Below are 21,403 nucleotides of genomic sequence, written 5' to 3'. Positions count from 1 at the left end.
AAGGCACGATGCTTTTCCGACCTACGTTTTTATACTAACTTCCAGTTAATTGTCTCGCCGCCATTCAACGGTACGATAGTGGCATCACCCATCGGCAGCTCTGCCGGAATCGTCCAGGTTTCGCGTTCCAATGTGATGGTAGTCTGATTGCGCGGCAAGTTATAAAACGCCGGCCCATTCACACTGGCGAATGCTTCCAACTTATCAAGCGCGTCGGCCTGATCAAAAGCCTCCGTGTACAGTTCCATCGCATGCAACGCGGTGTAGCAACCAGCACATCCACACGCGTGCTCTTTCAAGCCTTTAGCATGTGGTGCAGAGTCGGTGCCAAGGAAAAAACGTGCATTGCCAGAAGTGGCTGCTTGTACTAATGCCAAGCGGTGCTCTTCGCGCTTCAAGATTGGCAAGCAATAATAATGAGGACGTATCCCGCCTTTGAAGATTTCATTGCGGTTGTACAGTAAATGATGGGCGGTGACTGTTGCTGCAATCGGACCTTCTGCAGTGGCGACATATTGCGCGGCTTGTTTGGTGGTGATGTGTTCAAACACCACTTTTAATTCCGGGATATCACGACGCAGCGGCTGCATCACGCGGTCAATGAATACTGCTTCGCGATCGAAGATATCCACACTTGGATCCGTCACTTCACCATGTACTAAAAATGGCATGCCGAGCTCTTGCATCACTTCTAGTGTTTTATAGCACTTGCTCAAATCACTCACGCCAGCATCAGAGTTCGTGGTTGCACCGGCAGGGTACAACTTCACAGCATGCACGAAACCGCTATCTTTAGCGCGACGAATTTCATCTGGCGGCGTGTTGTTGGTCAAGTACAAAGTCATCAATGGCTCAAAGGTTGATCCCGATGGCAGTGCTGCCAAAATGCGCTGACGATAAGCCGCGGCTTGCTCAGTGGTAGTAACTGGCGGCTTCAGATTCGGCATAATGATTGCGCGGCCAAACTGACGTGCGCTATCGGGTAATACGCTGGCCAGTGCAACGCCATCGCGCACATGTAAATGCCAATCGTCGGGACGGGTGATGGTGATGGAATTGATGGTGGTGTTTATAGTGTTAGTCATCTTCGTTTTCTTCTGCAAAAAGGTGTCTTAGTATGCCTTCCGGATTATTCAGAAAGTCGCGCGTCACGGCGTAATGCTCAGTATCTTTATAGTGTGTTTCGGTCAGCCCAGTATGATCTAATACATAAATTTTCGCGTCTGGGTAAGCAAGCAAGATAGGCGAATGCGTAGCGATAATAAACTGACACTGACGCTGCACCAGACGATGAATAATTGTCAGCGCTGCCAATTGTCGATTAGGTGACAGTGCAGCTTCCGGCTCATCCAACATGTAGATGCCATCGGGCCGGAATTTATTTTGCAACAACGCCAGGAAAGACTCGCCATGCGATTGCTCATGTAGCGCTTTATCACCGTATGACGGGCCGATCTTTGGTCCAGCGCCAGGAATTGCGTCAAGCTCGGCAATGCTGGTGGCAACATTAAAAAAACTTTCGGCCCGCAAAAAATAACCTGTCTTAGGCCGTCTATAACTCTTAACGGTACGTAAATAACTATGCAAATCAGAATGGGCATTCGCTGTTGAAAAGGCATTATTTTGATTGCCACCTTCAGCATTGAAGCCCCAAGCTACCGCGATTGCTTCTAGCAATGTCGATTTTCCAGCGCCGTTTTCCCCTACTAAAAATGTCACGTCAGCATGAAAATCTATTTGCTCCAATTCACGTACTGCCGGGATACTAAACGGATAGGTGTCAAAATCAATCGTTTTTTCCGGATTGAATTGTAATGAGCGTAAATAGGGTTTGGCAGCAAGCATGGTGCGCTATTTTACAGCAATGAAAAAAGCCGCCACGGTTGAGACCGTAGCGGCTTTCGATAAAGCGAAAAACAAGCGTAGTGAATATTTGACGAATAATTAATGAATAATCTTCGCCAGGAAATCACGCGCACGGTCTGAACGTGGCGAACCAAAGAAGTCTTCTTTCTTGTCATCTTCGACAATCAAGCCCTTGTCCATAAAGATCACGCGATTGGCGACTTTCTTGGCGAATCCCATTTCGTGGGTTACCACCATCATGGTCATGCCTTCTTGTGCCAGGCCGACCATCACGTCCAATACTTCGTTAATCATTTCTGGGTCGAGTGCGGACGTTGGTTCATCGAACAACATTGCAATCGGATCCATCGACAAGGCGCGGGCGATAGCAACACGCTGCTGCTGACCTCCCGATAGCTGGCCTGGGAATTTATCTTTTTGCGCGATCAAACCTACGCGGTCCAGATATTTCAAGCCTTTTTCATTCGCTTCATCTTGGCTGCGGCCTAACACTTTAACTTGACCGATGGTCAAGTTTTCACGAATCGACATATGGGGAAACAGTTCAAAATTCTGAAACACCATACCAATGCGCGCGCGCAGTTTAGATAAATTGGTTTTTGGATCGCCAACCGAAACGCCATCTACCGTGATATCGCCCTTTTGAAAAGGCTCAAGACCATTTACTGTTTTGATCAAGGTCGATTTACCAGAGCCGGAAGGGCCGCACACCACCACCACATCGCCCTTGGAGACGCTAGTGGTGCAATCGGTCAAGACTTGAAATTGACCGTACCATTTACTGACGTTGTTAAGTTTAATCATGGATATTTCTCCTAATACTTAATGACTTAATGCTCGAATGCTGTTTTACAATTTTGGCGCTATTGTACGTTAACGCCAAATGACGTTTGTTTTGCCAGCGGTTAGCGAATGATTGCCGTTTTGGTTTGCAGTTTCTTGACCAACAGTGACAAACCGAGACTCATCACGAAATACACCACTGCGACAAATACATACATTTCCACTAAACGACCATCACGCTGCGCAATTTTTGACGCAACGGTGACAAATTCTGGCACTGAACCTAATACATAAACCAGTGAAACGTCCTGGAAAAGCACGATGGTTTGTGTGAACAAAATCGGAATCATATTGCGGAACGCTTGCGGCAATACGACACTGCCCATCATTTGCCAGTAATTCATTCCCAACGCATAGCCGGCCGAAACCTGGCCACGTGGAATCGATTGAATACCGGAGCGCATGATCTCGCAATAGTACGCAGCTTCAAACAAGATGAAGGTAATCAATGCTGATGAAAATGCGCCGACAGGAATCGGTTCCGATGCGCCGGTCATCCACGCGAAGATAAATGGCACGAGGAAGTAGAACCAGAAAATCACCAGCACCAAAGGAACCGAACGGATCAAATTGACGTAGCTAGTTGCAATCAGCGAAATGATTTTGTTGTGCGACAAACGCATCATCGCCAATATCGTACCGAAAATAATTCCGCCCACCATCGCGGAAATTGTCAGCATCAAGGTAAATTTCAAACCAGTAGTAAACAGGTAATACCAAGAGCGTTCAATGACATTAAAATCAAAATGTGAAAACATGATTAATGACCTCCCGCGCTAGCACTGCCGGAGGTAATGAAACCTGGAATGGCAATTTTTTTCTCGACGAAGCGTGCAAACAGCAAAGCTAAACCAGAGATGATGATGTAAATAACCGTCGCCCCAGTGAGTGATTCGAAAGTCTGGAATGTAAATTCACGCATCGAGTAAGTTGCTGCAGTCAGTTCGACCAAACCGATGGTTAGTGCGACCGAGCTGTTTTTGATAATCGCTGCGAATTCATTGGTTAACGCCGGCACGATGATGCGAAACGACATCGGCAGCAGCACATAACGGTATGTCTGTGGCAGCGTCAAACCGAGTGCGGTTCCAGCCAATTTTTGTCCGCGCGGCAAAGCGTTGATACCGGCAGAAACCTGTACCGCCACCCGCGATGACGTGAAAAAACCCAGCGCCAAAAATGCCGTGATGAACGATGCGTTTGGCAAGGCTTTGATCCAGTCGCCTAAACCTGCTGGCACCAATTCCGGCATGACGTAGTACCACAGGAACATTTGCACTAGCAGTGGGATGTTGCGGAATAATTCGACGTAGCCATTGGCGATACGCACAGCCCATTTGTTCGGCATAGTACGAATAGTGCCGACAATAGTGCCGATAATGAGTGCCATAATCCAGGCAGAAACGGACAGCGCAATTGTCCATTTCAGACCTTCAAGCAAGGTATCCATGTAAGTATGAACACCGTCTGGGGAGTCTTGCCAAAAGATGCCCCAGTTCCAGTTGTAATGCATATTAAATCCCCCTGTTAGTACCTCTGCAAACCTACTGCGCACCTTAAGGCGACGACGGTTTGTCGAGATACCTTTACATTATTTATTTGTCAAAATAACAAAACAGGGAGGCTTACGCCCCCCTGTTTTATTTAGCTAAAATTTATTTCGACCTTAGCTTACTTCTGTTTATTTGATTCTTTTTGTGCTGCAGGCTCAACAGCATAGGCTGCAGGATCGCCAGAATCAGTCGGCTTAGCAAGTGCGGCTTTTAGTGCCGGGCTCATAGGCACATTCAAATTAACGCCTTTTGGTGGAACTGGCTTCAGGAACCATTTTGCATAGATGGCATTCACTTCACCCGATTGATACACATGCGCTAAAGCTGCATCGACGACCTTTTTGAAGTCCGGATCATCTTTACGTTCGATAATGCCGTATGGCTCAACCGACAAAGCTTCCGGAGCGATGAAGTAATCGTTAGGGTTTCTTGAGCTTGCAGCCAATGAAGATAACAGAATGTCATCCATCACAAATGCTGTTGCACGGCCAGTTTCAACCATCAAGAATGCCTCTGCATGATCTTTTGCAGCCAAGATGTTCATGCCAAGGTTGCGCTCGCCGTTCAGGATAGTCAATTGCTTCAGATTGGATGTACCAGAAGTTGAAACAACTGTTTTACCTTTTAAATCCGCCAGAGATTTGACGTTGGCTGATTTCTTGGCAAGGATACGGTTAGAAGTCACGAACATCGTCGGTGCAAAAGCGACTTGCTTTTGACGTTCGATATTGTTGGTGGCGGAGTCACAAGAAAGATCGACTGTACCGTTAGTAATCAAAGGGATACGAGTAGCAGAAGTCACTGGCACCATTTTGACATTGAGTTTTGCAAGGCCAAGCTGCTTCTGAACGGCATCGGCGGCTTTCAAGCATAGGTCGATTGAGTAACCGATGTAGTTTTGTTTATCGTCAATGTAAGAAAATGGAATGGAGGAATCGCGTACGCCCAGCGTGATTGTGCCGGTGTCTTTGATTTTTTTCAATGTGCCGGTCAGCGCTTGAGCTTGTGCCGAACTAGCAATAGAAACTAAACCTACGCTTAGTAAAGCGACGATTAACTTTGATGCCTTCATAATGACTCCTGATGTAAATGTTCGTGTAGTTTAACAAAATTCTTGCGAAATAATGCACATGTTTCCTGTACTTTTATTAATTCGCAATCTCATTAAAACGTTGGTGCTGTAGTTTTTGGCTTTTTGGCTCTTGTTTTTTTTGGCATACTTATGTCGGCTTTTAATTAGCGACCTTGTCAGACGGGAAACGTAATGACTCTTTGAACAAATAACCCATAGGCATGTTCATATTCATCATGTTTTTCGCTGGTATCGGACTTAAAAACCATTTTTTATAGAGACTATTTAATTCTCCATCCTGGATAATGCTTGCCATGTCCTGGTCAACCAGGGCTTTAAATGCCGGATCTTGTTTCGACAGCATTATGGCGTACGGCTCGGTAGTCAGCGGGTCGCCGACAACCATATAGGCCTCAGGATCTTTGGCCGCAGCGCGTAAACCATATAGCAACACATCATCCATCGCAAAAGCATCGGCGGTTTTATTTACCACCATGCCAAACGATTCATTGTGATCACTCCCTTCAACTACGGTCATGTTCAATGCGCGTACTTGACCACGGTCAGCCAACGATTTCACGCTGGTAGTACCTTTGGTCGTAGCGACTTTTTTGTCACGTAAATCCGGCCAGTTTTTGATACCTGAATTTGTTCTTACCACCATCCGTGTCGCAGCCATAAAATGGGGAATGGTAAACGCAACATGCTGGCGTCGTTCCGCCGTGTTGGTAGTGGTGCCACATTCCAAATCAGCTTTGCCACTTGCGATGACATCAATACGATTGGAAGTGCTCACTGGGACATAAGCAATTGTTAACTGCGACAATTTCAATTGCTGTTTAATCGCCTCAGCAATTTGCAAGCATAAGTCAATCGTGTAGCCAACCGGCTTTTTATTCTGATCTAAAAACGAAAACGGAATTGCTGCATCACGATAAGCAATCGTGAGAGTTTTGGTGTCGCGAATTCTATTGATAACGCTGTTGTTGCCAGTGTTAGGCGCTACATTTGCCGCAAAACTGGCTACACTGACACTGAGCAAAACGGCTAATCCACTAAGTTCGGCAAGACGTTGTACTGACGATTTTGTTGACTTCGTCAGGCTGCTATTTTTGTTATTGGCCACCATCATCAAACTATTCTCCTTTAAGGTATACGCTTAAGTGTCGCTATGTTGTTTTGCCACTTTGTGGATTATGCAAAATTCAAGCCAACACAGCTGGCATTGAATGAACGCATCAATGCCAACTGTGTTCGCTGATTTTCCATGTGCCAAAATGCAGTGCGTGCAATGGAAATTACACAGATGACATGTTTTTCCGCATTGCAATAAATTGCAATTAGAAAACATTCGACTATAGCGCATCCTCAAAACCAAAGATACGTTGTAATGATAGTTGTTCGTTCAGTTGAATCGGTAAGGGGAAATTACGCTTTTTCGCCTGGCTGTGCTGCTCATCATGGTCGTAATTAACTATGACGACGATTTACATATGCCAGGCGAAAAAACTAGCAACTTCTATCCTTTGGATTCAATTGGACAGACTACTAGGTAAAGCAATTAAGGGTACAAACCACGCATCTCACGCGCTTGTAGAACACGGGTACAAGCTGTAATGAATGCTGCAGTGCGCAATGATACATTTTTCTCTTCGGCCAAATGCCATACCGAGGCGAAAGCTTCACGCATGATGCGAGTCAGACGCAAATTGATCTCATCTTCAGTCCAGAAGAAGCTTGAGAAATCCTGCACCCATTCAAAATAACTTACCGTGACGCCGCCAGCATTGGCGATTACGTCTGGCACAATCAGTACACCTTTATCGTGCAAGATATCGTCAGCTGCTGGTGAGGTTGGGCCGTTCGCACCTTCCAGGATGATTTTTGCGCGGATTGATCCGGCATTCTCTGCAGTGATTTGCTGTTCCAACGCTGCTGGAATCAAGATGTCACAGTCGGTTGCCCAGAACTGTTGACGATCTGCAACCTCATCACCGCCGCTGAAACCTTTGACGCTGCCAGTTTTTTCTATATGCGCATGTAACGCATCGATATCCAGGCCGCTATCACGGACGACAGTCGAAAGGTGATCTTGTACTGCCACCACTTTGGCGCCAGCGTCAACGAATAAACGTGCTGCAATACCGCCAACGTTACCAAAACCTTGGACCGCGACTTTTGCGCCTTTGATCTCAAGACCGCGTTTTACCGCAGCTTCGCAACCGACCACAAACACGCCACGGCCAGTCGCTTCACGGCGACCCAAGCTACCGCCCAGTGAGATTGGCTTGCCCGTGACCACGCCCGATGAAGTGCTACCTTGATTCATCGAGAAAGTATCCATCATCCACGCCATGATTTGCTCGTTGGTGCCAACGTCTGGTGCAGGGATGTCTTTATTAGGGCCAATGATGATGTTAATTTCGCTGGTATAGCGACGCGTCAGACGCATCAATTCGCCGCGGGACAGTGTTTTTGGATCAACACGAATACCGCCTTTTGCACCGCCGTATGGAACGTTCACAGCCGCATTTTTAACCGTCATCCAAGCGGATAAGGCCATTACTTCAGACAGTGTGACGTCTTGGTGGAAACGCACGCCACCTTTACCTGGACCACGTGAAGTATTGTGCTGTACGCGATAACCTTCGAAGTGGGCAATTGTGCCGTTGTCGCGTTCAATCGGTACATCAACGATCAAAATACGCTTCGGCCGCTTCATGGTTTCTACCCAACGGGCCAAGTTGCCCAGATAAGGTGTAACGCGGTCAATTTGTTCGAGATAATCACCCCATGGACCAATGCCATGTGAGGTTAAATAGGATGGGACTTCATGCTTGCTAGTCATAGTGAACCTCTGCTCCTTGATTACAATCGGGTGGCCGGGTACTCGAGTCGTTATTTCAACTGAATTAGCGCGTATAAATTGCGTCTTTTTTCTCCTGCCTGCGTTGCTCGTCGTCGCCATAGCTTGCTATGACTCCTCGTCGCGCCTTGCCAGACGAAAAAATACATCAATTTCTATCCCGCCAATTCAGTTGAATTAGCAACTTGTGAGTATATCCAAAAGCCGTGCCGCATCGTAGAACACGGCAGTGCAGCAATTCCAATGCTTTGTGCGCATGTATCTATGCAATCTGCGCATAGTTGTTGATTTTGAATGTGCAGGCAAAGCGGTGTCCTGAATTACCGCTTCATTACTTCAATTTTTTACTAGGTTGTTGCACCAAATAATTCCACAATCGCTCTACCACTGGTTTGCCAGGTCGCTGCGGTGTTGGGCGTTCTCGATACAAGCGAATTTCCATCGCTGCTTCCCATTCAGGTGAATTGCCATCGGCACGTGCCAAGTGCTTTAACTTCACTTCTCGTGTGACAGCAGACTCCGGTAAGAACGCTACCCCGTGACCTTCCAGCGCCATCATTTTTAAACCTTCTGCCATATCGGTTTCGTAACGTTTTTCCAGATACAAAGGCTTTTTCACATCCGCCAAAATTAATTCCACCATACGGCCAAGATAGGCATTGCTGGTGTAAGACAAAAAAGGTAACGGCTCATCAGCCTTCCCTGGAAACATATAATCGGGAACGCCGGCTTTACTGCAGTGAGAATATGCGCGCAATACTTCTGTGCCCAAAGTCAGCATGTCATAACGACTGGTATCTAGCTGCACAGGTTGACGCGGATGGTGATAGCACAACAGCAAATCGCAACCACCATCAATCATCGCCATTACCGCATCATGCACATTCAACGCAATTAAACGCGTACTCAACGGCCCAAAATCGTTTTCCAGCATGCGTATCCAGCGTGGCATATACGTCAGCGACAAAGTATGAGGGACCGCGAAATCCACGGTGCTCAACGCCGTTGGTCGCTTGCCGCGCATTAACGCTCGGGCATTATTTATTTGCCCCAACATTTCCATCGCCTGTTCATAAAACACTTCACCCGCAGCGGTCAGTCGCGTCGGATACGATGTGCGATCAATCAGATCCGCCCCCAGCCACGCTTCCAGCGATTGAATCCGGCGTGAGAACGCAGGTTGCGTGACGTGACGCAACTCTGCTGAACGGCTAAAACTATGTGTCTCAGCCAACGAAATAAAGTCTTCTAACCATTTGCTTTCCATGGGCGCTATCCTAACGTACTCAACGTCGTTACGTCTTCGGAAAGCGGTACCGGTGACGCAGAGGATGGCAAATTTTTCTCCAACTCCTCAGGATGTGCCTGCTGCCGCGCCCACATTTGCGCATAGGCACCATCGGCAACCAGTAGTTGTGTGTGCGTGCCGCGTTCAATAATTCGACCGTGATCCAGTACCAAAATTTGTTCAGCATCCGCGATCGTTGATAAGCGATGAGCGATGACTAGCGTAGTGCGATTCTTGGCGATTTCTTTTAGCTGGCTTTGTATCGCTTGCTCCGATTTGGAATCGAGAGCGGAAGTCGCTTCATCGAAAATTAACAGTGCTGGATTTTTGAGCAAGGTGCGGGCAATCGCGACGCGTTGCTTTTCACCACCTGATAATTTCAAACCGCGTTCACCGACCATGGAGGCATAACCATCCGGCAGTGATACGATAAAGTCGTGGATATGCGCAGCCTTGGCGACGGCAATGATTTCTTCTTTCGATGCGCCGGGTTTGCCATAGGCGATGTTGTATTCGATGCTATCGTTAAATAGGACAGTATCTTGCGGCACAATGCCAATCGCTTGCCGCAATGAGGCTTGGGTGATGTCACGTATGTCTTGTCCTGCGATAGTGATGCAGCCATCATTAATGTCGTAAAACCGAAATAGCAAACGCGATAACGTCGATTTACCTGAGCCGCTATGTCCTACTACGGCGGTGGTGGTGCCAGCGGTGATGGTGAAATCAACGTCGAACAAAATTTGGCGCTTGCTTTCATAGCTGAAGTCGACGTGCGAGAAATTAATCTGTGGACTATTGTGAATAACGAGAGGTTTGGCATCGTCCGCATCCGCAATTTCGCGCCCCTCATCAAGTACTGCAAACAGGCGTTCCATATCGGCCAGACTTTGTTTGATTTCGCGGTAAATGACACCAAGAAAATTGAGCGGTACATAGAGTTGGAGCATGAACGAATTCACCAATACCAAATCGCCAAGCGTCATTTTTTTGTCGATCACACCTTGTGTTGCACGCCATAAAATCAACGTCACGGCGATGGCGATAATCAGCGATTGTCCGGTGTTCAAAAGCGATAGCGACGTCTGTGATTTGACTGCGGCTGTTTCGTATTGTTTTAATCCTTCATCGTAGCGATTCGCTTCATATTCTTCATTGCTGAAATATTTAACGGTTTCATAATTGATCAGCGCATCAATCGCTTTGGTGCTTGCGCGTGATTCCAAGGAGTTCATCGTGCGGCGAAAATGCGTACGCCATTCTGTCACGATCACGGTGAAACTGATGTAAGTGACTAACGCGCCACCGGCAATAACGGTGAACCAGATATCGTAGTGCAGTACCAAATAACTGAGTACTAAAGTGATCTCAACCAGGGTTGGTAAGATGCTGAATAACGCATACGACACCAAGGAAGAAACGGCACGCGTGCCACGTTCTATATCGCGTGTCATGCCGCCGGTCTGGCGATTCAAATGAAAGCGTAACGAGAGCGAGTGCAAATGGCGGAACACTTGCAATGCGATGGTGCGTACCGCGCGTTGCGTGACTCTGGCAAAGACAAATTCTCTTAATTCAGTGAACAGCGTAGTGCTTAACCGTAATGCGCCATAGGCAAGCAAGATCGCCAGCGGCAACACCAATATCGAGTGCGTTGGCGTGATGGTCATGCTGTCGATCAAGCGTTTCAAGACTAACGGCACGCCAACGCTGGCCAGTTTGGCGCCGATCAAAAACAGCAACGCCAGCGACACGCGCCATTTATACGTCCATAAATATGGAAGCAGTGTTTTTAAGGTTGCCCAGTCATTACGTTTTGATGGTGTGTCTGGTGATAATGGGGCAGATGAGGCGGAGCGATTTCGCATGGAGACAATTAATTTATTGTGAGATAGTTTATGCTGTGCAGCAATGTAGCATTGTAGTCATCATTGCGTTTAGATGCGCTTACTCAGAGGAATTGATATGTCCGAACAAAATAAAAGTAGTGCCCCTGATTCATTACCAGCCAATAAAATGCCGCAATTGCGCGTTATGCCGATGCCGGCCGATGCTAACGTATACGGTGACGTTTTTGGCGGTTGGATTATGGCGCAAGTCGATATTGCAGGCTCATTGCCCGCCACCCGTCGTTCGAACGGACGGGTAGCCACCATTGCAGTGAATTCGTTTGTATTTAAACAACCAGTATTCATTGGCGATTTATTGTCGTTTTATGTCGATATCATCAAAGTTGGCAATACTTCTATTACCGTCAGCGTCGAGGTCTATGCTGAACGCAATCGCTTGCAAAAAGAAATCGTCAAAGTGACTGAGGCTACTTTGACCTATGTGGCGACTGGCCCTGATAGAAAGCCAAGACAGATTCCACCATTACCTTAAGCTGTCAGGGCGTCTGTAAAGACAATTCTCCGACTCTTTTTTCAGAAGCCTTATGAATCAGATCGACATAAACATATGCCAATTGCATATGTTGAAATGACGCCTCCACACCAGATTCGATAGCAATCCCCAGCGATAATTTTCTCATCAAATGATGTGAAAAATCGACACTGGGAGTGATGCATTGAATATCATAGCAACGAAGTTACGACATCCATCCTGGCGCTCGTCGGCAGGTTTAATCATCGTTATGCCGGCGTTGATGGCCGCTTATCCGGTATATGCGCAAGCGGCTGACGATAGTATCAACAGTGCGGCAAAAATCACCGACGCCAATAAATACGATCAAGCACAAGCGGCAGAAACAACAGCAGAAACACTGCAAACAGTGACAGTTAGTGCGCGCCGACGTGATGAAAATGCGCAGAATGTGCCAGTTGCTATCAGTGTCTTAAGTGGCAAAACGCTGGAAGATCAGCGGGTCTATACCGTACAGGATTTGCAACAGCTGCTGCCCAATACCACAGTCACGCTGGCGCAACCGCGTCAAGCCAGTATTGGCGTGCGCGGCATTGGCAATAATTCCGGCAACAGCGACGGGATTGACGGCAGTGTCGGGATTTATCTCGACAATGTGTATTTAGGTCGCGCCAGTATGGCGGTCACCGATCTGCTCGATATCGATCAAATCGCTTTATTGCGCGGCCCGCAAGGAACCTTGTTTGGCAAAAACACCACTGCCGGATTGTTGAATATCAGCACGCGCGAACCTACTTTTACGCCGGAAAACAGCATTGAGGCTGCCGCTGGTTCGCATGGCTATTATCAAGGAAAAGCGACCGTGTCCGGGCCGATTAGCGCAACCCTGGCTGGTCGTTTAACGGTTACGGACACCCATCAAGACGGCAATGTGGAAAATCTTGCCAATGGCGAGAATCTCAACGGTGGTACGCGGCGTGGCATTCGCGGCCAATTGTTGTATAAGCCGGATGATAGTTTTAGCCTGCGTCTGATCGCCGACTATAGCGAAGAAAATTTTACCAACGGTGTGCCAGTGTTATATAGCATCGGCCCCACCGTGAATGGCGTGAATAAATATCTGGCGGTGAGTAAATTGCTTGGCAATGAACCGGTTACCAATCCAGATTTGTATCGACTCAATTTCAACGGGAATCAAAACGTCAGCGTCCATCAAGGTGGCGCTTCCGCGGAAGCAAACTGGCGCTTGACGGATGGCTTCAAATTAACGTCAGTGACAGCGTGGCGTTATTGGGATTACACACCTGTTAACGGCGTGTTCGCACCAACATTGGTCAATTACGGCACCTCCGACAACGACAATCAGTTTTCACAAGAAGTGCGTTTGGCTTCGCCGACTGGCGGGGCTTTTGATTACGTCGTGGGAGCTTATTATTTCCATCAACATCTGAACAACGATACTTTTCTTGATTATGGTCCCAAGGCGGATATTGGTATCGTCGGTAAAAATCTGGGTATTTTGAATAATGTCATTTCAAACTCTCCCGGAGAAATCGATACCAATAGCTATGCTTTGTTTGCGCAGGATACCTGGCATGCCACCAGTCGCTTTGATGTGACCACGGGGTTGCGAGGAACCTATGAAGAAAAAAGTGGCTGGGTTAACCGGGAGGCGCCACTCAATACGCTTCCAGGCACGGCACCGTACTGGAGCACCTTTGGCTTGAGTCCCTATGATTCGGGCAATTTGACGATACATAATTTCAGTCCTTCGGCATTGTTGAACTTGAGCTATAAGCTTGATCAGGATGTGTTGGGGTATGTCACTTTGTCGCATGGTGAAAAATCGGGCGGACTGAGTATCGTCGGCGTTTCCAATGCGCCTGCGCTGGGTAGTAGTTCGTTATTGATTGGTCCCGAACGCGCCAATTCTGCTGAGTTGGGTATCAAAAGCGAATTACTAGACAGGCGTTTGCAAATTAACGCCAATCTCTTCTGGACTGGCGTTAACAATTATCAAGCCACCACCTTCCTGGCTGGTGCAAATGGTGTCAGCTTACCGACCTTAGTCAATGTTGGTGATGTTCGTAGTCGCGGTGCGGAACTGGAGGTGAAAGCCAAGCCGAGCCAAGGTTTGACATTGGGCTTCAACACATCCTTTACTGACGCAACCTATTTGTCCTATGAAAAAGCCCCATGTCCGGCCGAAATCGCTGATTTGCCGCATGCGCCAGCCAGTTGCAATTTGACAGGGCAGCCGTTGGCAGGTGTTCCACGCTGGACTGCAAACTTGTCGGCGGAATATCAATATCGTGTGAGCGATAACGTGAATCAGTATGTAGCGGGCAGCTATGCCTGGCGCTCTTCAACATTCGGTGCCGCCGATAACTCCATCTATTCTGAAATTCCAGCGTATGGCTTAGTAAATCTGGCGACCGGATGGCGAGTAAATCTCAATGGAAATCAATCATGGGAACTGTCGTTGTGGGCACGTAATCTGCTCGATAAGCATTACTACCTGGCGGTCTATTCCGCAGGTGCCGGAACCCAGGCTAGCGGCTTGTATTACAACGCATCGGTGGGGCAATCGCGTACGCTTGGCGTGACTGCACGCTATAACTTTTAAACGGAGGCGTGATGAGTATTTTCTGGTTTCTTCCTACCCACGGTGATGGGCATGATTTGGGTGCTGCTGGTGCCCGTCCCGCAAGCCTGGAATACATGAAGCGGATTGCGCAAACGGTGGACCGATTAGGTTATTACGGCGTGCTGATTCCCACCGGCAGATTTTGTGAAGACTCATGGGTAGTTGCGTCAAGTCTGGTGCCATGGACGGAAAATTTGCGCTATTTGATAGCGATCCGGCCAGGGGTGATATCGCCGACTTTTGCAGCACGCATGACGGCAACTTTAGATCGCTATTCCAATGGCCGTTTGTTGATCAACTTTGTCACGGGCGCTGATGTGGATGAAGCGCATGGGGACGGCGTGTTTCTTGAGCATGACCAGCGATATGAGGTGACTGATGAGTTTTTGCACATCTGGAAAAACACGTTAAAAGACGCATCCAGGAACAATTTTTTTAGTGAGGAAGGTGTCAGTCACAAAGGAAGACATCTGCATGTGGAAAATGCCAAAATATTTTATCCGCCGGTGCAGCAACCGCATCCTCCAGTGTATTTCGGAGGTTCGTCGCTGGCGGCGCACGATATCGCCGCTGACCATGTGGATGTGTATTTGACGTGGGGAGAGCCGCCCGCAGCTGTTGCTGAGAAAATTCGTCAAGTCAAAGAAAAAGCAGAAAACAAAGGACGCACATTGCGCTTTGGAATTCGCTTGCACACCATCGTGCGTAAAACCAGCGATCAGGCTTGGACCGATGCGCACGCTTTGATTGCGCATCTATCTGACGAAGTGATTGCAACCACGCAGCGGGCGATTGCGCGTCATGATTCGGTTGGTCAACAGCGTATGACTGCTTTGCATGGCGGTAAGCGGGACAACTTGGAAGTGTCTCCGAATTTGTGGGCAGGGATTGGTTTAGTCAGAAACGGCGCAGGAACTGCGTTGGTGGGTGATCCGCAAACGGTGGCGGATCGTATCCATGAATATGCTGATCTGGGGATCGATAGTTTTATTTTTTCAGGATACCCACATTTGGAAGAGGCAGAGCGTTTCGCTGAATTAGTGTTTCCTTTGTTGCGTCCGCATTTACTGCAAAATAACTGATATAGATTTACTTTTTATGACTTCATTTCAATCACGTTTTGTCGCATCGTCTTCGCCTGCTGGAACGCACACGGTACATTACAAAGAGTGGGGAGACATCAATAACCCGCGCGTGCTGTTATGTCTGCATGGCTTGGTGCGGGCATCAGGTGATTTTGATTTTATAGCGCAAGAATTGGCGCAAACATATCGCATCATTTGCCCGGATTTGGTGGGGCGCGGCCTATCTGACAGGTTGGCTGATCCTCAGTATTATCAAGTAGAACAATATGTAAAAGATGTCGTAACGTTGCTGGACGATTTGCAGCTCCGGCAGTTTTCAATATTGGGAACATCGTTAGGCGGAATTGTCGCCATGGTACTTGCTTCCTTATCCGGATACATCGTCACCAATTTGATTTTGAACGATGTAGGTATGGCATTACGTGCAGATGCCATGCGAGCATTGGGAACTCATGTTGCACAGAATTTGCAGTTTTCATCATTTGATGAGGCTGCAGCATATGTGCAAAAAATCTCTGCAGGAGTAGGGCCGCATAGTGCTGCGCAATGGCAGGTGTTGGCGAGCAACGCATTACGTCAATCCGCGGACGGCGCTTGGGAGTTGCATTACGACCCCGCTTTATCAGTACCGTTGTTGGCGGCAACGCAAGTGACTGCGCAGCAGGGCGAGCAAGCATTGTGGAAGTTATATGACGCACTTTCTTGCCGCGTTCTGCTGATTCGTGGTGAGCAATCCACCATGTTGTCGCGAGAAACGGCGATGGAACTGACGCAGCGTGGCCCGCGCGCCGCGTTGGTAGAAGTCGTTGGTGTCGGGCATGCACCAACATTTTTGCATCGCGAACAAGTCGCTTTGGTGAGAGATTTTTTAGCTGCGTAATTGGATTGCAAATAACTTCTAGAAATCATATATGCATACGTATTTTTATTCTATTTTAGTTGGTTGAACTCTCTTTATACTGGAAAGGAGATTTTTCCGGGGAATGGCAATGAGTGTTGTCCAATTAGAGTCGCACGATGCTGAGAATATAGAAAACGTAGATAACTTCTTAGATAAAACAGAGTCGAAACGTGCAAGTGCATATGTCGAAGAGATTCATCCAAGAAATTGGCGGCGTATTTTGGCTGAATCGTTGAGAAAAAACTTCCCTGGCTGGCCGGATGCAACGCTGGAAGTGCTGTGTGCTGCGGCCAGAATGCAATCGCATTTTGATTCAACTTTAATCTATGCCAAAGGTGAGATTGGCGCATCTCTATTGTTGGTTATTTCCGGCTCACTGGAACTGTCGATTGGCAATGTCGAAGGTAAGCGGGTGGTGATGAACTACATACCGCCGATGGAAATCAGCAACATCGTGCCGGTGATGGATGGCGCACCGATTGCACATGATTATCGTACGCATGGCAAAACGGTGTTGGCCTATATTCCGAAAACCATTTTTCTTCAGCAGTTGGTGAATTCCCCGCAGTTGATGTCATCTGTGGTGACGATGCTGTGTCAGCGTAATCGCCAATTGCAGGATTACGCCAGCTATCTTTCCTTGGCATCATTTCGCAGCAAACTGGCGGCACGCTTGCTTTATCTTGGAGGGAAATACGGGCGAACAAGGCAGGATGGACAAAATGGTATTGATATCGATATCAAATTATCGCAAGAAAATTTAGCGTCATTATTGGTGGCATCGCGTCAAAGTATTGGCAAAGAATTGCGCTGGTTAGCAGAGAAAAATATTGTAGCGATTGAATACAACAAAGTGACGATTTTTGATTGGCAGGCGTTGGAAAGATTAAGTGCCGTCTGATGATGATTTACCCTATGAATGATAAAGACAAGACTATGAATATTTCGAAAAAGCCAAGTAATCTTCATGCCGAGCAACGTCGTCGCTGGTTGGCAGCGGGACTGAGTGTCGTTGCAGTAGCGGCTTTCACGCCGTTTAATGCGAGGGCTGCGCAACGAGTGCTCCGTATCGGTAATCAAAAAGGTTTGTTAAGCCTGTTGAAAAATCGCGGCACTTTGGAAAAGCGTCTGGCGCCGTTGGGCGTCACCATTACGTGGACTGAGTTCACCGCTGGGCCAGTGCAATTGGAAGCGCTTAATGTGGGATCAATCGACTTTGGTGATGTTGGTGAGGCACCCCCGATTTTTTCACAAGCAGCCGGCTCTCCGTTGATCTATGCGGCAGCGACGGTGCCGCATCCTTCGATGGAAGCGGTGTTGGTGCAGAATGCCTCTGCGATTAAAACCGTGCGTGATCTGAAAGGAAAAAAAGTCGCGTTGAACAAAGGTTCCAACGTGCATTATTTTCTGGTGAAGTTGTTAGAGAAAAATGGTTTGCATTATAACGATGTGGATATTGCATTCCTTGCCCCGGCTGATGCGCGAGCGGCTTTTGAGAGAGGTGCGGTGGATGCCTGGGTGATTTGGGAGCCGTATTTGGCTGCAGCTGAAAAAACCATGTCGGCGCGGATTTTAGTGGATGCAACTGGTGTGGTGCAAAATCGGCAATATTATTTTTCTTCAAAAGACTATGCAAAGCAGAATGCCGATGTTCTCAAAATTGTGATTGAAGAAGTGAATAAAATTGATTTATGGGGAAGGGATCATCCGAGTGATTTAGCCGCAGAATATTCCGCTGTACTAGGTCTGCCAAAACCGATAGTGGATGTCATGATCAAGCGTTCCGGGTTTGGAACACTGCCTGTGACCAATGCGATTTTAGGAGAGCAGCAGGTGGTTGCAGACACCTTCTTTAATTTGAAATTGATCCCCAAAAAAATCAATGTGCATGATGCAGCACCGCCTTGGTTGGCGGCTGGCGCAGCTTGATCAATATGCAATGATTTTTTAAGCCATCTCTCGGATGTGGGAGATGGAGTCAGTTGGAAGCTGTAAAATACGCGCAATATGCGCATTCAAATTTCCTCATCAAACTCTCACTTTCTCGACACAATAGACTGGCAGCAGCCATGGCTGGCACCGTTACGCGCTGTCGGTATGCAACTGGTGCAAGCGCCGGATTGGCAGCAATTGCTGAATCAACTTGCAACGGCAGCGGCTATCCATAATCCGCGAGGCTTACCTATCAGCTTTGTGCCGCAAACTGCGCTGCCTGAAACGATGGCGTATGAAGCGTTTATCAGTGACACGGGATTGGTGCCGACGCGAGAAAATTTGCATGATTTTTTTAACGCCTTAATCTGGTTATCTTTTCCTGCAACGAAAGCGCGCTTAAATGCTTTGCAAGCGGCAGAATTGGCGAAAGCTGGCACTTTATCGGGCAGCGGTAAGCCACGAGGTGCCACACGCGATGCGGTAACAATTTTTGACGAAAATGCGGCATTGTTAGTGGTGCGGGAAGGCGCGACAGCGCAGCCCTTGGTTGCAGCTTTACGCGGGCATCAATGGCAGTCAGCTTTTGTTCAGCAACGAGCGTTGTTTGGCAACGAGGCTGAGGTATGGCTGTTTGGCCATGCTTTGATAGAAAAATTGGTGCGGCCGTATAAAGCGATTACCGCACATACTTTGGTGGTGTCAGCACCAGATGATTTCTTTAGCTGGTCTGATGCCGTCAAAAGAAACTGGATAGACGAGCATGTCGCAACGCTCCTGGCGACGGAAGGGTGTAGCATTGGCCAATTGACGCCACTACCAGTATTAGGTGTGCCGGGCTGGGCGGAAAATCAGGATGATGAATTCTATGCGGATACGTCAGTGTTTCGGCCTAAACGTGCGGTCTGATAAAATCGCGCCATCTTCTTTTTAGTTCTTCATATCATGTCACTAATAGACCAAGCCATCATTGACGTTGACCGCGCATTACGCGTGATAGGAGGCATCGCCACTGCATCGCGTCCCAATCCTGCCGCACAAATTATAGATAGCGATGAAGAGAAGCTGGATGATAAATCACGCCGACATAGTGCAGGTTTAATGCGTGTCAATCATGTCGGTGAAGTTTGCGCGCAAGCTTTATATGACGCGCAAGGCCGCTTTGCGCATGGTCTGGCGGTCAAGCAGCAATTTGCTGATGCTGGTCGTGAAGAAGAAGACCATTTAGCCTGGACTGCAGAGCGCTTGCGTGAGTTGGGATCGCATATTAGTTTCTTGAACCCGCTGTGGTACGCCGGATCGTACGCGCTTGGTACAGTTGCTGCGCGTTTAGGTGATGCACGTAGTTTGGGATTTGTCGCAGAAACAGAGCGACAAGTGGAAGCGCATTTAACCAGTCATTTGACAGAGTTGCCGGTGCAAGATGCAAAATCACGGGCGATCGTGCAGCAAATGCGCGAAGACGAAATAGCGCATGGCGAGGCCGCCAAAACGTTGGGTGGAAGTGACATGCCGTTGCCGGTACAAAAGGCGATGCAGGCGATGTCGAAAGTGATGACGACGGTTGCGTATTACGTTTAATGAGTTACCTATTGACGTTACGCAGGCCCATAATCACACCACCGTCATTCCCGCATTCGCGGGAATGACGGTGGTGTATGTGAACGTCAACTATTAAATAGCCCCTCGTCCAGATCTCGCTGAAATTCCTGGACCCAGATTGATCCGTCTCCGATGGGATATTGCGCCTGTTTTTGCGTGCTCTTTCGCGTCACTGTAACAAATCCTTTGAGCGCGAGTATTTCGTCCGTTTTTGGATCGGTCGTATCGAGCTCCTTTAGCGAAAAATCATCTGCGTTCAGATTACGTGCGGTTAACACCGCATAAAAATCTGTTTTTTCATCATTTTCGATCAGATTCATTTGCCTCTCCGGTGGCGCATGTCGGGAAGCGCAGCGCTTGCCGACATGCATGAGACGATAGTGGTGCTTATTCGCTAGGCGGTAATTCCGCCAAATCATCCACGATTTCAAAGCTATGCGTTATCGCAGCGGTTTTTTCCAGCATGATTGATGCTGAACAGTATTTTTCATGCGACAGATTAATCGCACGCTCTACCAGATTCGGTTTCAGATTACGGCCAGTGACAGTGAAGTGGAAGTGAATTTTGGTAAACACTTTCGGTTCTTTATCCGCGCGTTCAGATGTCAGCGTAACTTCACAACCGCGAATATCTTGTTTGCTTTTGCGCAGAATTAACACCACATCATAGGCAGTGCAGCCGCCGGTGCCGAGCAACACCATTTCCATCGGACGCGGTGCCAGATTGCGACCGCCGCCATCGGGAGCGCCGTCCATCGTTACTGCGTGACCGGAGCCGGTTTCAGCTACAAATGTCATCCCGGACAAGCCGGTCCAGCGTACTGTGCATTCCATATGCGTCAATCCTGTAAAAGTAGTAAATTTGCAGCTATTCTAACTGCTCTTTATTTCTAGTGTTTTCTCTACGATGGCTAAGAAAAATGAATACGTTGCATGGTTGTGCGAGCAACTTGCCCCACTCGGTAGTTTGCGCGTCAAAAGCATGTTTGGTGGCTATGGTTTGTATTGCGATGAGTTATTTTTTGCCATTATTTATGATGACATGCTTTTTTTGAAAGCAGACAGCATGAGCGAAGCAGAATGGGTGGCGCAGGGTTTGGAACAGTTTACTTATGAATTGAGCAATGGCCGGATAGGGGCAATGAAATATTACATGCCGCCGGAAGCCGCTTTGGAAGATCAGCAGGAATTATTGGTTTGGGCGAGAAAAGCCTTGGCAGCCGCCCTGCGTGCGCCGGCACGCAAGAAAAAGTGGCAAAAAAGTAACGCTTAAATAAGCTCAATCGTTAAGAATGCACAACATTTAAGCAAATTCGCGATATCAAATTGACGCCAAGTCCTTGATTCCGTTATAATTTGCGGCTTTCCCGATTGCTCAGGAAAAGAT

Annotated in this window: 20 protein-coding genes and 1 pseudogene; 9 read left to right on the top strand and 12 right to left on the bottom strand. The window is 47.9% G+C overall.

Features of this window, described 5'->3' with window-relative positions; all coding sequences use genetic code 11:
* Positions 1-29: 29 nt before the first annotated feature.
* The 10 genes from pyrC to GEV47_RS16660 form a co-directional block, all read right to left on the bottom strand.
* Complete coding sequence (gene pyrC, locus GEV47_RS16705; RefSeq protein ID WP_153235907.1) at positions 30-1,085, bottom strand: dihydroorotase; 1,056 nt, start codon at positions 1,083-1,085, stop codon at positions 30-32.
* Positions 1,078-1,845 (bottom strand): AAA family ATPase, encoded by a 768-nt coding sequence (locus GEV47_RS16700; RefSeq protein WP_153235906.1) that lies wholly within the window; start codon positions 1,843-1,845, stop codon positions 1,078-1,080. The genes pyrC and GEV47_RS16700 overlap by 8 nt, the downstream gene beginning before the upstream one ends.
* 99 nt (positions 1,846-1,944) lie before the next feature.
* Positions 1,945-2,670, bottom strand: coding sequence for an amino acid ABC transporter ATP-binding protein (locus GEV47_RS16695; protein WP_153235905.1), 726 nt, complete (start codon positions 2,668-2,670; stop codon positions 1,945-1,947).
* Between the two features lie 101 nt (positions 2,671-2,771).
* Positions 2,772-3,467: an amino acid ABC transporter permease gene (locus GEV47_RS16690; protein WP_153235904.1), complete on the bottom strand. Its 696-nt coding sequence runs from the start codon at positions 3,465-3,467 to the stop codon at positions 2,772-2,774.
* A gap of 2 nt (positions 3,468-3,469) precedes the next feature.
* A complete protein-coding gene (locus tag GEV47_RS16685; RefSeq protein ID WP_153235903.1) occupies positions 3,470-4,222 on the bottom strand; it encodes an amino acid ABC transporter permease in 753 nt (250 codons plus the stop codon).
* A 158-nt stretch (positions 4,223-4,380) separates the two neighbouring features.
* Positions 4,381-5,334, bottom strand: a complete 954-nt coding sequence (locus GEV47_RS16680) for an amino acid ABC transporter substrate-binding protein (RefSeq protein WP_153235902.1) — start codon at positions 5,332-5,334, stop codon at positions 4,381-4,383.
* A gap of 160 nt (positions 5,335-5,494) precedes the next feature.
* On the bottom strand, positions 5,495-6,466 hold the full coding sequence (locus GEV47_RS16675) for an amino acid ABC transporter substrate-binding protein (protein ID WP_228124763.1): 972 nt from the start codon (positions 6,464-6,466) through the stop codon (positions 5,495-5,497).
* 429 nt (positions 6,467-6,895) lie between these two features.
* The gene (locus tag GEV47_RS16670; protein WP_153235901.1) at positions 6,896-8,182 is read right to left on the bottom strand and encodes a Glu/Leu/Phe/Val family dehydrogenase; all 1,287 of its coding nucleotides are present in this window, start codon (positions 8,180-8,182) and stop codon (positions 6,896-6,898) included.
* A gap of 349 nt (positions 8,183-8,531) precedes the next feature.
* Entirely contained in the window at positions 8,532-9,467 is a 936-nt protein-coding gene (locus GEV47_RS16665; protein ID WP_153235900.1) for a LysR family transcriptional regulator, read from the bottom strand.
* A 5-nt stretch (positions 9,468-9,472) separates the two neighbouring features.
* The gene (locus GEV47_RS16660; RefSeq protein ID WP_153235899.1) at positions 9,473-11,356 is read right to left on the bottom strand and encodes an ABCB family ABC transporter ATP-binding protein/permease; all 1,884 of its coding nucleotides are present in this window, start codon (positions 11,354-11,356) and stop codon (positions 9,473-9,475) included.
* A gap of 97 nt (positions 11,357-11,453) precedes the next feature.
* Between GEV47_RS16660 and GEV47_RS16655 the strand changes: the two genes are divergently transcribed.
* From GEV47_RS16655 to coq7, 8 genes and pseudogenes are all read left to right on the top strand, one after another.
* Entirely contained in the window at positions 11,454-11,870 is a 417-nt protein-coding gene (locus GEV47_RS16655) for an acyl-CoA thioesterase (RefSeq protein WP_153235898.1), read from the top strand.
* A 184-nt stretch (positions 11,871-12,054) separates the two neighbouring features.
* Positions 12,055-14,475: a TonB-dependent receptor gene (locus GEV47_RS16650; protein ID WP_228124762.1), complete on the top strand. Its 2,421-nt coding sequence runs from the start codon at positions 12,055-12,057 to the stop codon at positions 14,473-14,475.
* Positions 14,476-14,486: 11 nt separating this feature from the next.
* A pseudogene (gene ssuD, locus GEV47_RS16645) lies at positions 14,487-15,554 on the top strand (FMNH2-dependent alkanesulfonate monooxygenase); the annotation flags it as partial.
* Positions 15,555-15,594: 40 nt separating this feature from the next.
* Positions 15,595-16,461 carry an alpha/beta fold hydrolase gene (locus tag GEV47_RS16640; RefSeq protein WP_153235896.1) on the top strand — a complete coding sequence of 289 codons (867 nt, stop codon included), beginning with the start codon at positions 15,595-15,597 and terminating at the stop codon, positions 16,459-16,461.
* A 109-nt stretch (positions 16,462-16,570) separates the two neighbouring features.
* Positions 16,571-17,383 (top strand): Crp/Fnr family transcriptional regulator, encoded by an 813-nt coding sequence (locus GEV47_RS16635; protein WP_194270690.1) that lies wholly within the window; start codon positions 16,571-16,573, stop codon positions 17,381-17,383.
* A gap of 35 nt (positions 17,384-17,418) precedes the next feature.
* Positions 17,419-18,411 carry a sulfonate ABC transporter substrate-binding protein gene (locus tag GEV47_RS16630; protein WP_153235894.1) on the top strand — a complete coding sequence of 331 codons (993 nt, stop codon included), beginning with the start codon at positions 17,419-17,421 and terminating at the stop codon, positions 18,409-18,411.
* 78 nt (positions 18,412-18,489) lie between these two features.
* Positions 18,490-19,323, top strand: coding sequence for a DUF3025 domain-containing protein (locus GEV47_RS16625; RefSeq protein WP_228124761.1), 834 nt, complete (start codon positions 18,490-18,492; stop codon positions 19,321-19,323).
* 36 nt (positions 19,324-19,359) lie between these two features.
* Positions 19,360-19,995 (top strand): 2-polyprenyl-3-methyl-6-methoxy-1,4-benzoquinone monooxygenase, encoded by a 636-nt coding sequence (gene coq7 / locus GEV47_RS16620; RefSeq protein ID WP_153235893.1) that lies wholly within the window; start codon positions 19,360-19,362, stop codon positions 19,993-19,995.
* An 86-nt stretch (positions 19,996-20,081) separates the two neighbouring features.
* On the opposite strand, the gene GEV47_RS16615 is transcribed toward coq7, so the two are convergent.
* Together GEV47_RS16615 and GEV47_RS16610 are read right to left on the bottom strand one after the other, a co-directional pair.
* Positions 20,082-20,336 (bottom strand): transcriptional regulator, encoded by a 255-nt coding sequence (locus GEV47_RS16615; protein WP_153235892.1) that lies wholly within the window; start codon positions 20,334-20,336, stop codon positions 20,082-20,084.
* Between the two features lie 67 nt (positions 20,337-20,403).
* Entirely contained in the window at positions 20,404-20,850 is a 447-nt protein-coding gene (locus tag GEV47_RS16610) for an OsmC family protein (RefSeq protein ID WP_153235891.1), read from the bottom strand.
* A gap of 73 nt (positions 20,851-20,923) precedes the next feature.
* On the opposite strand from GEV47_RS16610, the gene GEV47_RS16605 reads away from it, so the two are divergent.
* On the top strand, positions 20,924-21,289 hold the full coding sequence (locus GEV47_RS16605) for a TfoX/Sxy family protein (protein WP_153235890.1): 366 nt from the start codon (positions 20,924-20,926) through the stop codon (positions 21,287-21,289).
* The last annotated feature ends 114 nt before the right edge of the window (positions 21,290-21,403 follow it).

It is taken from the genome of Glaciimonas soli, from assembly GCF_009497155.1.
GTDB classification, from domain to species: domain Bacteria; phylum Pseudomonadota; class Gammaproteobacteria; order Burkholderiales; family Burkholderiaceae_D; genus Glaciimonas; species Glaciimonas soli.
This window is presented reverse-complemented; position numbering and strand designations above follow the sequence as displayed.

What these genes read in the sequence shown, in the direction of transcription:
- pyrC (WP_153235907.1), bottom strand. Translation starts at nt 1,085, where the DNA reads ATGACTAACACTATAAACACCACCATCAATTCCATCACCATCACCCGT.
- GEV47_RS16700 (WP_153235906.1), bottom strand. Translation starts at nt 1,845, where the DNA reads ATGCTTGCTGCCAAACCCTATTTACGCTCATTACAATTCAATCCGGAA.
- GEV47_RS16695 (WP_153235905.1), bottom strand. Translation starts at nt 2,670, where the DNA reads ATGATTAAACTTAACAACGTCAGTAAATGGTACGGTCAATTTCAAGTC.
- GEV47_RS16690 (WP_153235904.1), bottom strand. Translation starts at nt 3,467, where the DNA reads ATGTTTTCACATTTTGATTTTAATGTCATTGAACGCTCTTGGTATTAC.
- GEV47_RS16685 (WP_153235903.1), bottom strand. Translation starts at nt 4,222, where the DNA reads ATGCATTACAACTGGAACTGGGGCATCTTTTGGCAAGACTCCCCAGAC.
- GEV47_RS16680 (WP_153235902.1), bottom strand. Translation starts at nt 5,334, where the DNA reads ATGAAGGCATCAAAGTTAATCGTCGCTTTACTAAGCGTAGGTTTAGTT.
- GEV47_RS16675 (WP_228124763.1), bottom strand. Translation starts at nt 6,466, where the DNA reads ATGATGGTGGCCAATAACAAAAATAGCAGCCTGACGAAGTCAACAAAA.
- GEV47_RS16670 (WP_153235901.1), bottom strand. Translation starts at nt 8,182, where the DNA reads ATGACTAGCAAGCATGAAGTCCCATCCTATTTAACCTCACATGGCATT.
- GEV47_RS16665 (WP_153235900.1), bottom strand. Translation starts at nt 9,467, where the DNA reads ATGGAAAGCAAATGGTTAGAAGACTTTATTTCGTTGGCTGAGACACAT.
- GEV47_RS16660 (WP_153235899.1), bottom strand. Translation starts at nt 11,356, where the DNA reads ATGCGAAATCGCTCCGCCTCATCTGCCCCATTATCACCAGACACACCA.
- GEV47_RS16655 (WP_153235898.1), top strand. Translation starts at nt 11,454, where the DNA reads ATGTCCGAACAAAATAAAAGTAGTGCCCCTGATTCATTACCAGCCAAT.
- GEV47_RS16640 (WP_153235896.1), top strand. Translation starts at nt 15,595, where the DNA reads ATGACTTCATTTCAATCACGTTTTGTCGCATCGTCTTCGCCTGCTGGA.
- GEV47_RS16635 (WP_194270690.1), top strand. Translation starts at nt 16,571, where the DNA reads ATGAGTGTTGTCCAATTAGAGTCGCACGATGCTGAGAATATAGAAAAC.
- GEV47_RS16630 (WP_153235894.1), top strand. Translation starts at nt 17,419, where the DNA reads ATGAATATTTCGAAAAAGCCAAGTAATCTTCATGCCGAGCAACGTCGT.
- GEV47_RS16625 (WP_228124761.1), top strand. Translation starts at nt 18,490, where the DNA reads ATGCGCATTCAAATTTCCTCATCAAACTCTCACTTTCTCGACACAATA.
- coq7 (WP_153235893.1), top strand. Translation starts at nt 19,360, where the DNA reads ATGTCACTAATAGACCAAGCCATCATTGACGTTGACCGCGCATTACGC.
- GEV47_RS16615 (WP_153235892.1), bottom strand. Translation starts at nt 20,336, where the DNA reads ATGAATCTGATCGAAAATGATGAAAAAACAGATTTTTATGCGGTGTTA.
- GEV47_RS16610 (WP_153235891.1), bottom strand. Translation starts at nt 20,850, where the DNA reads ATGGAATGCACAGTACGCTGGACCGGCTTGTCCGGGATGACATTTGTA.
- GEV47_RS16605 (WP_153235890.1), top strand. Translation starts at nt 20,924, where the DNA reads ATGGCTAAGAAAAATGAATACGTTGCATGGTTGTGCGAGCAACTTGCC.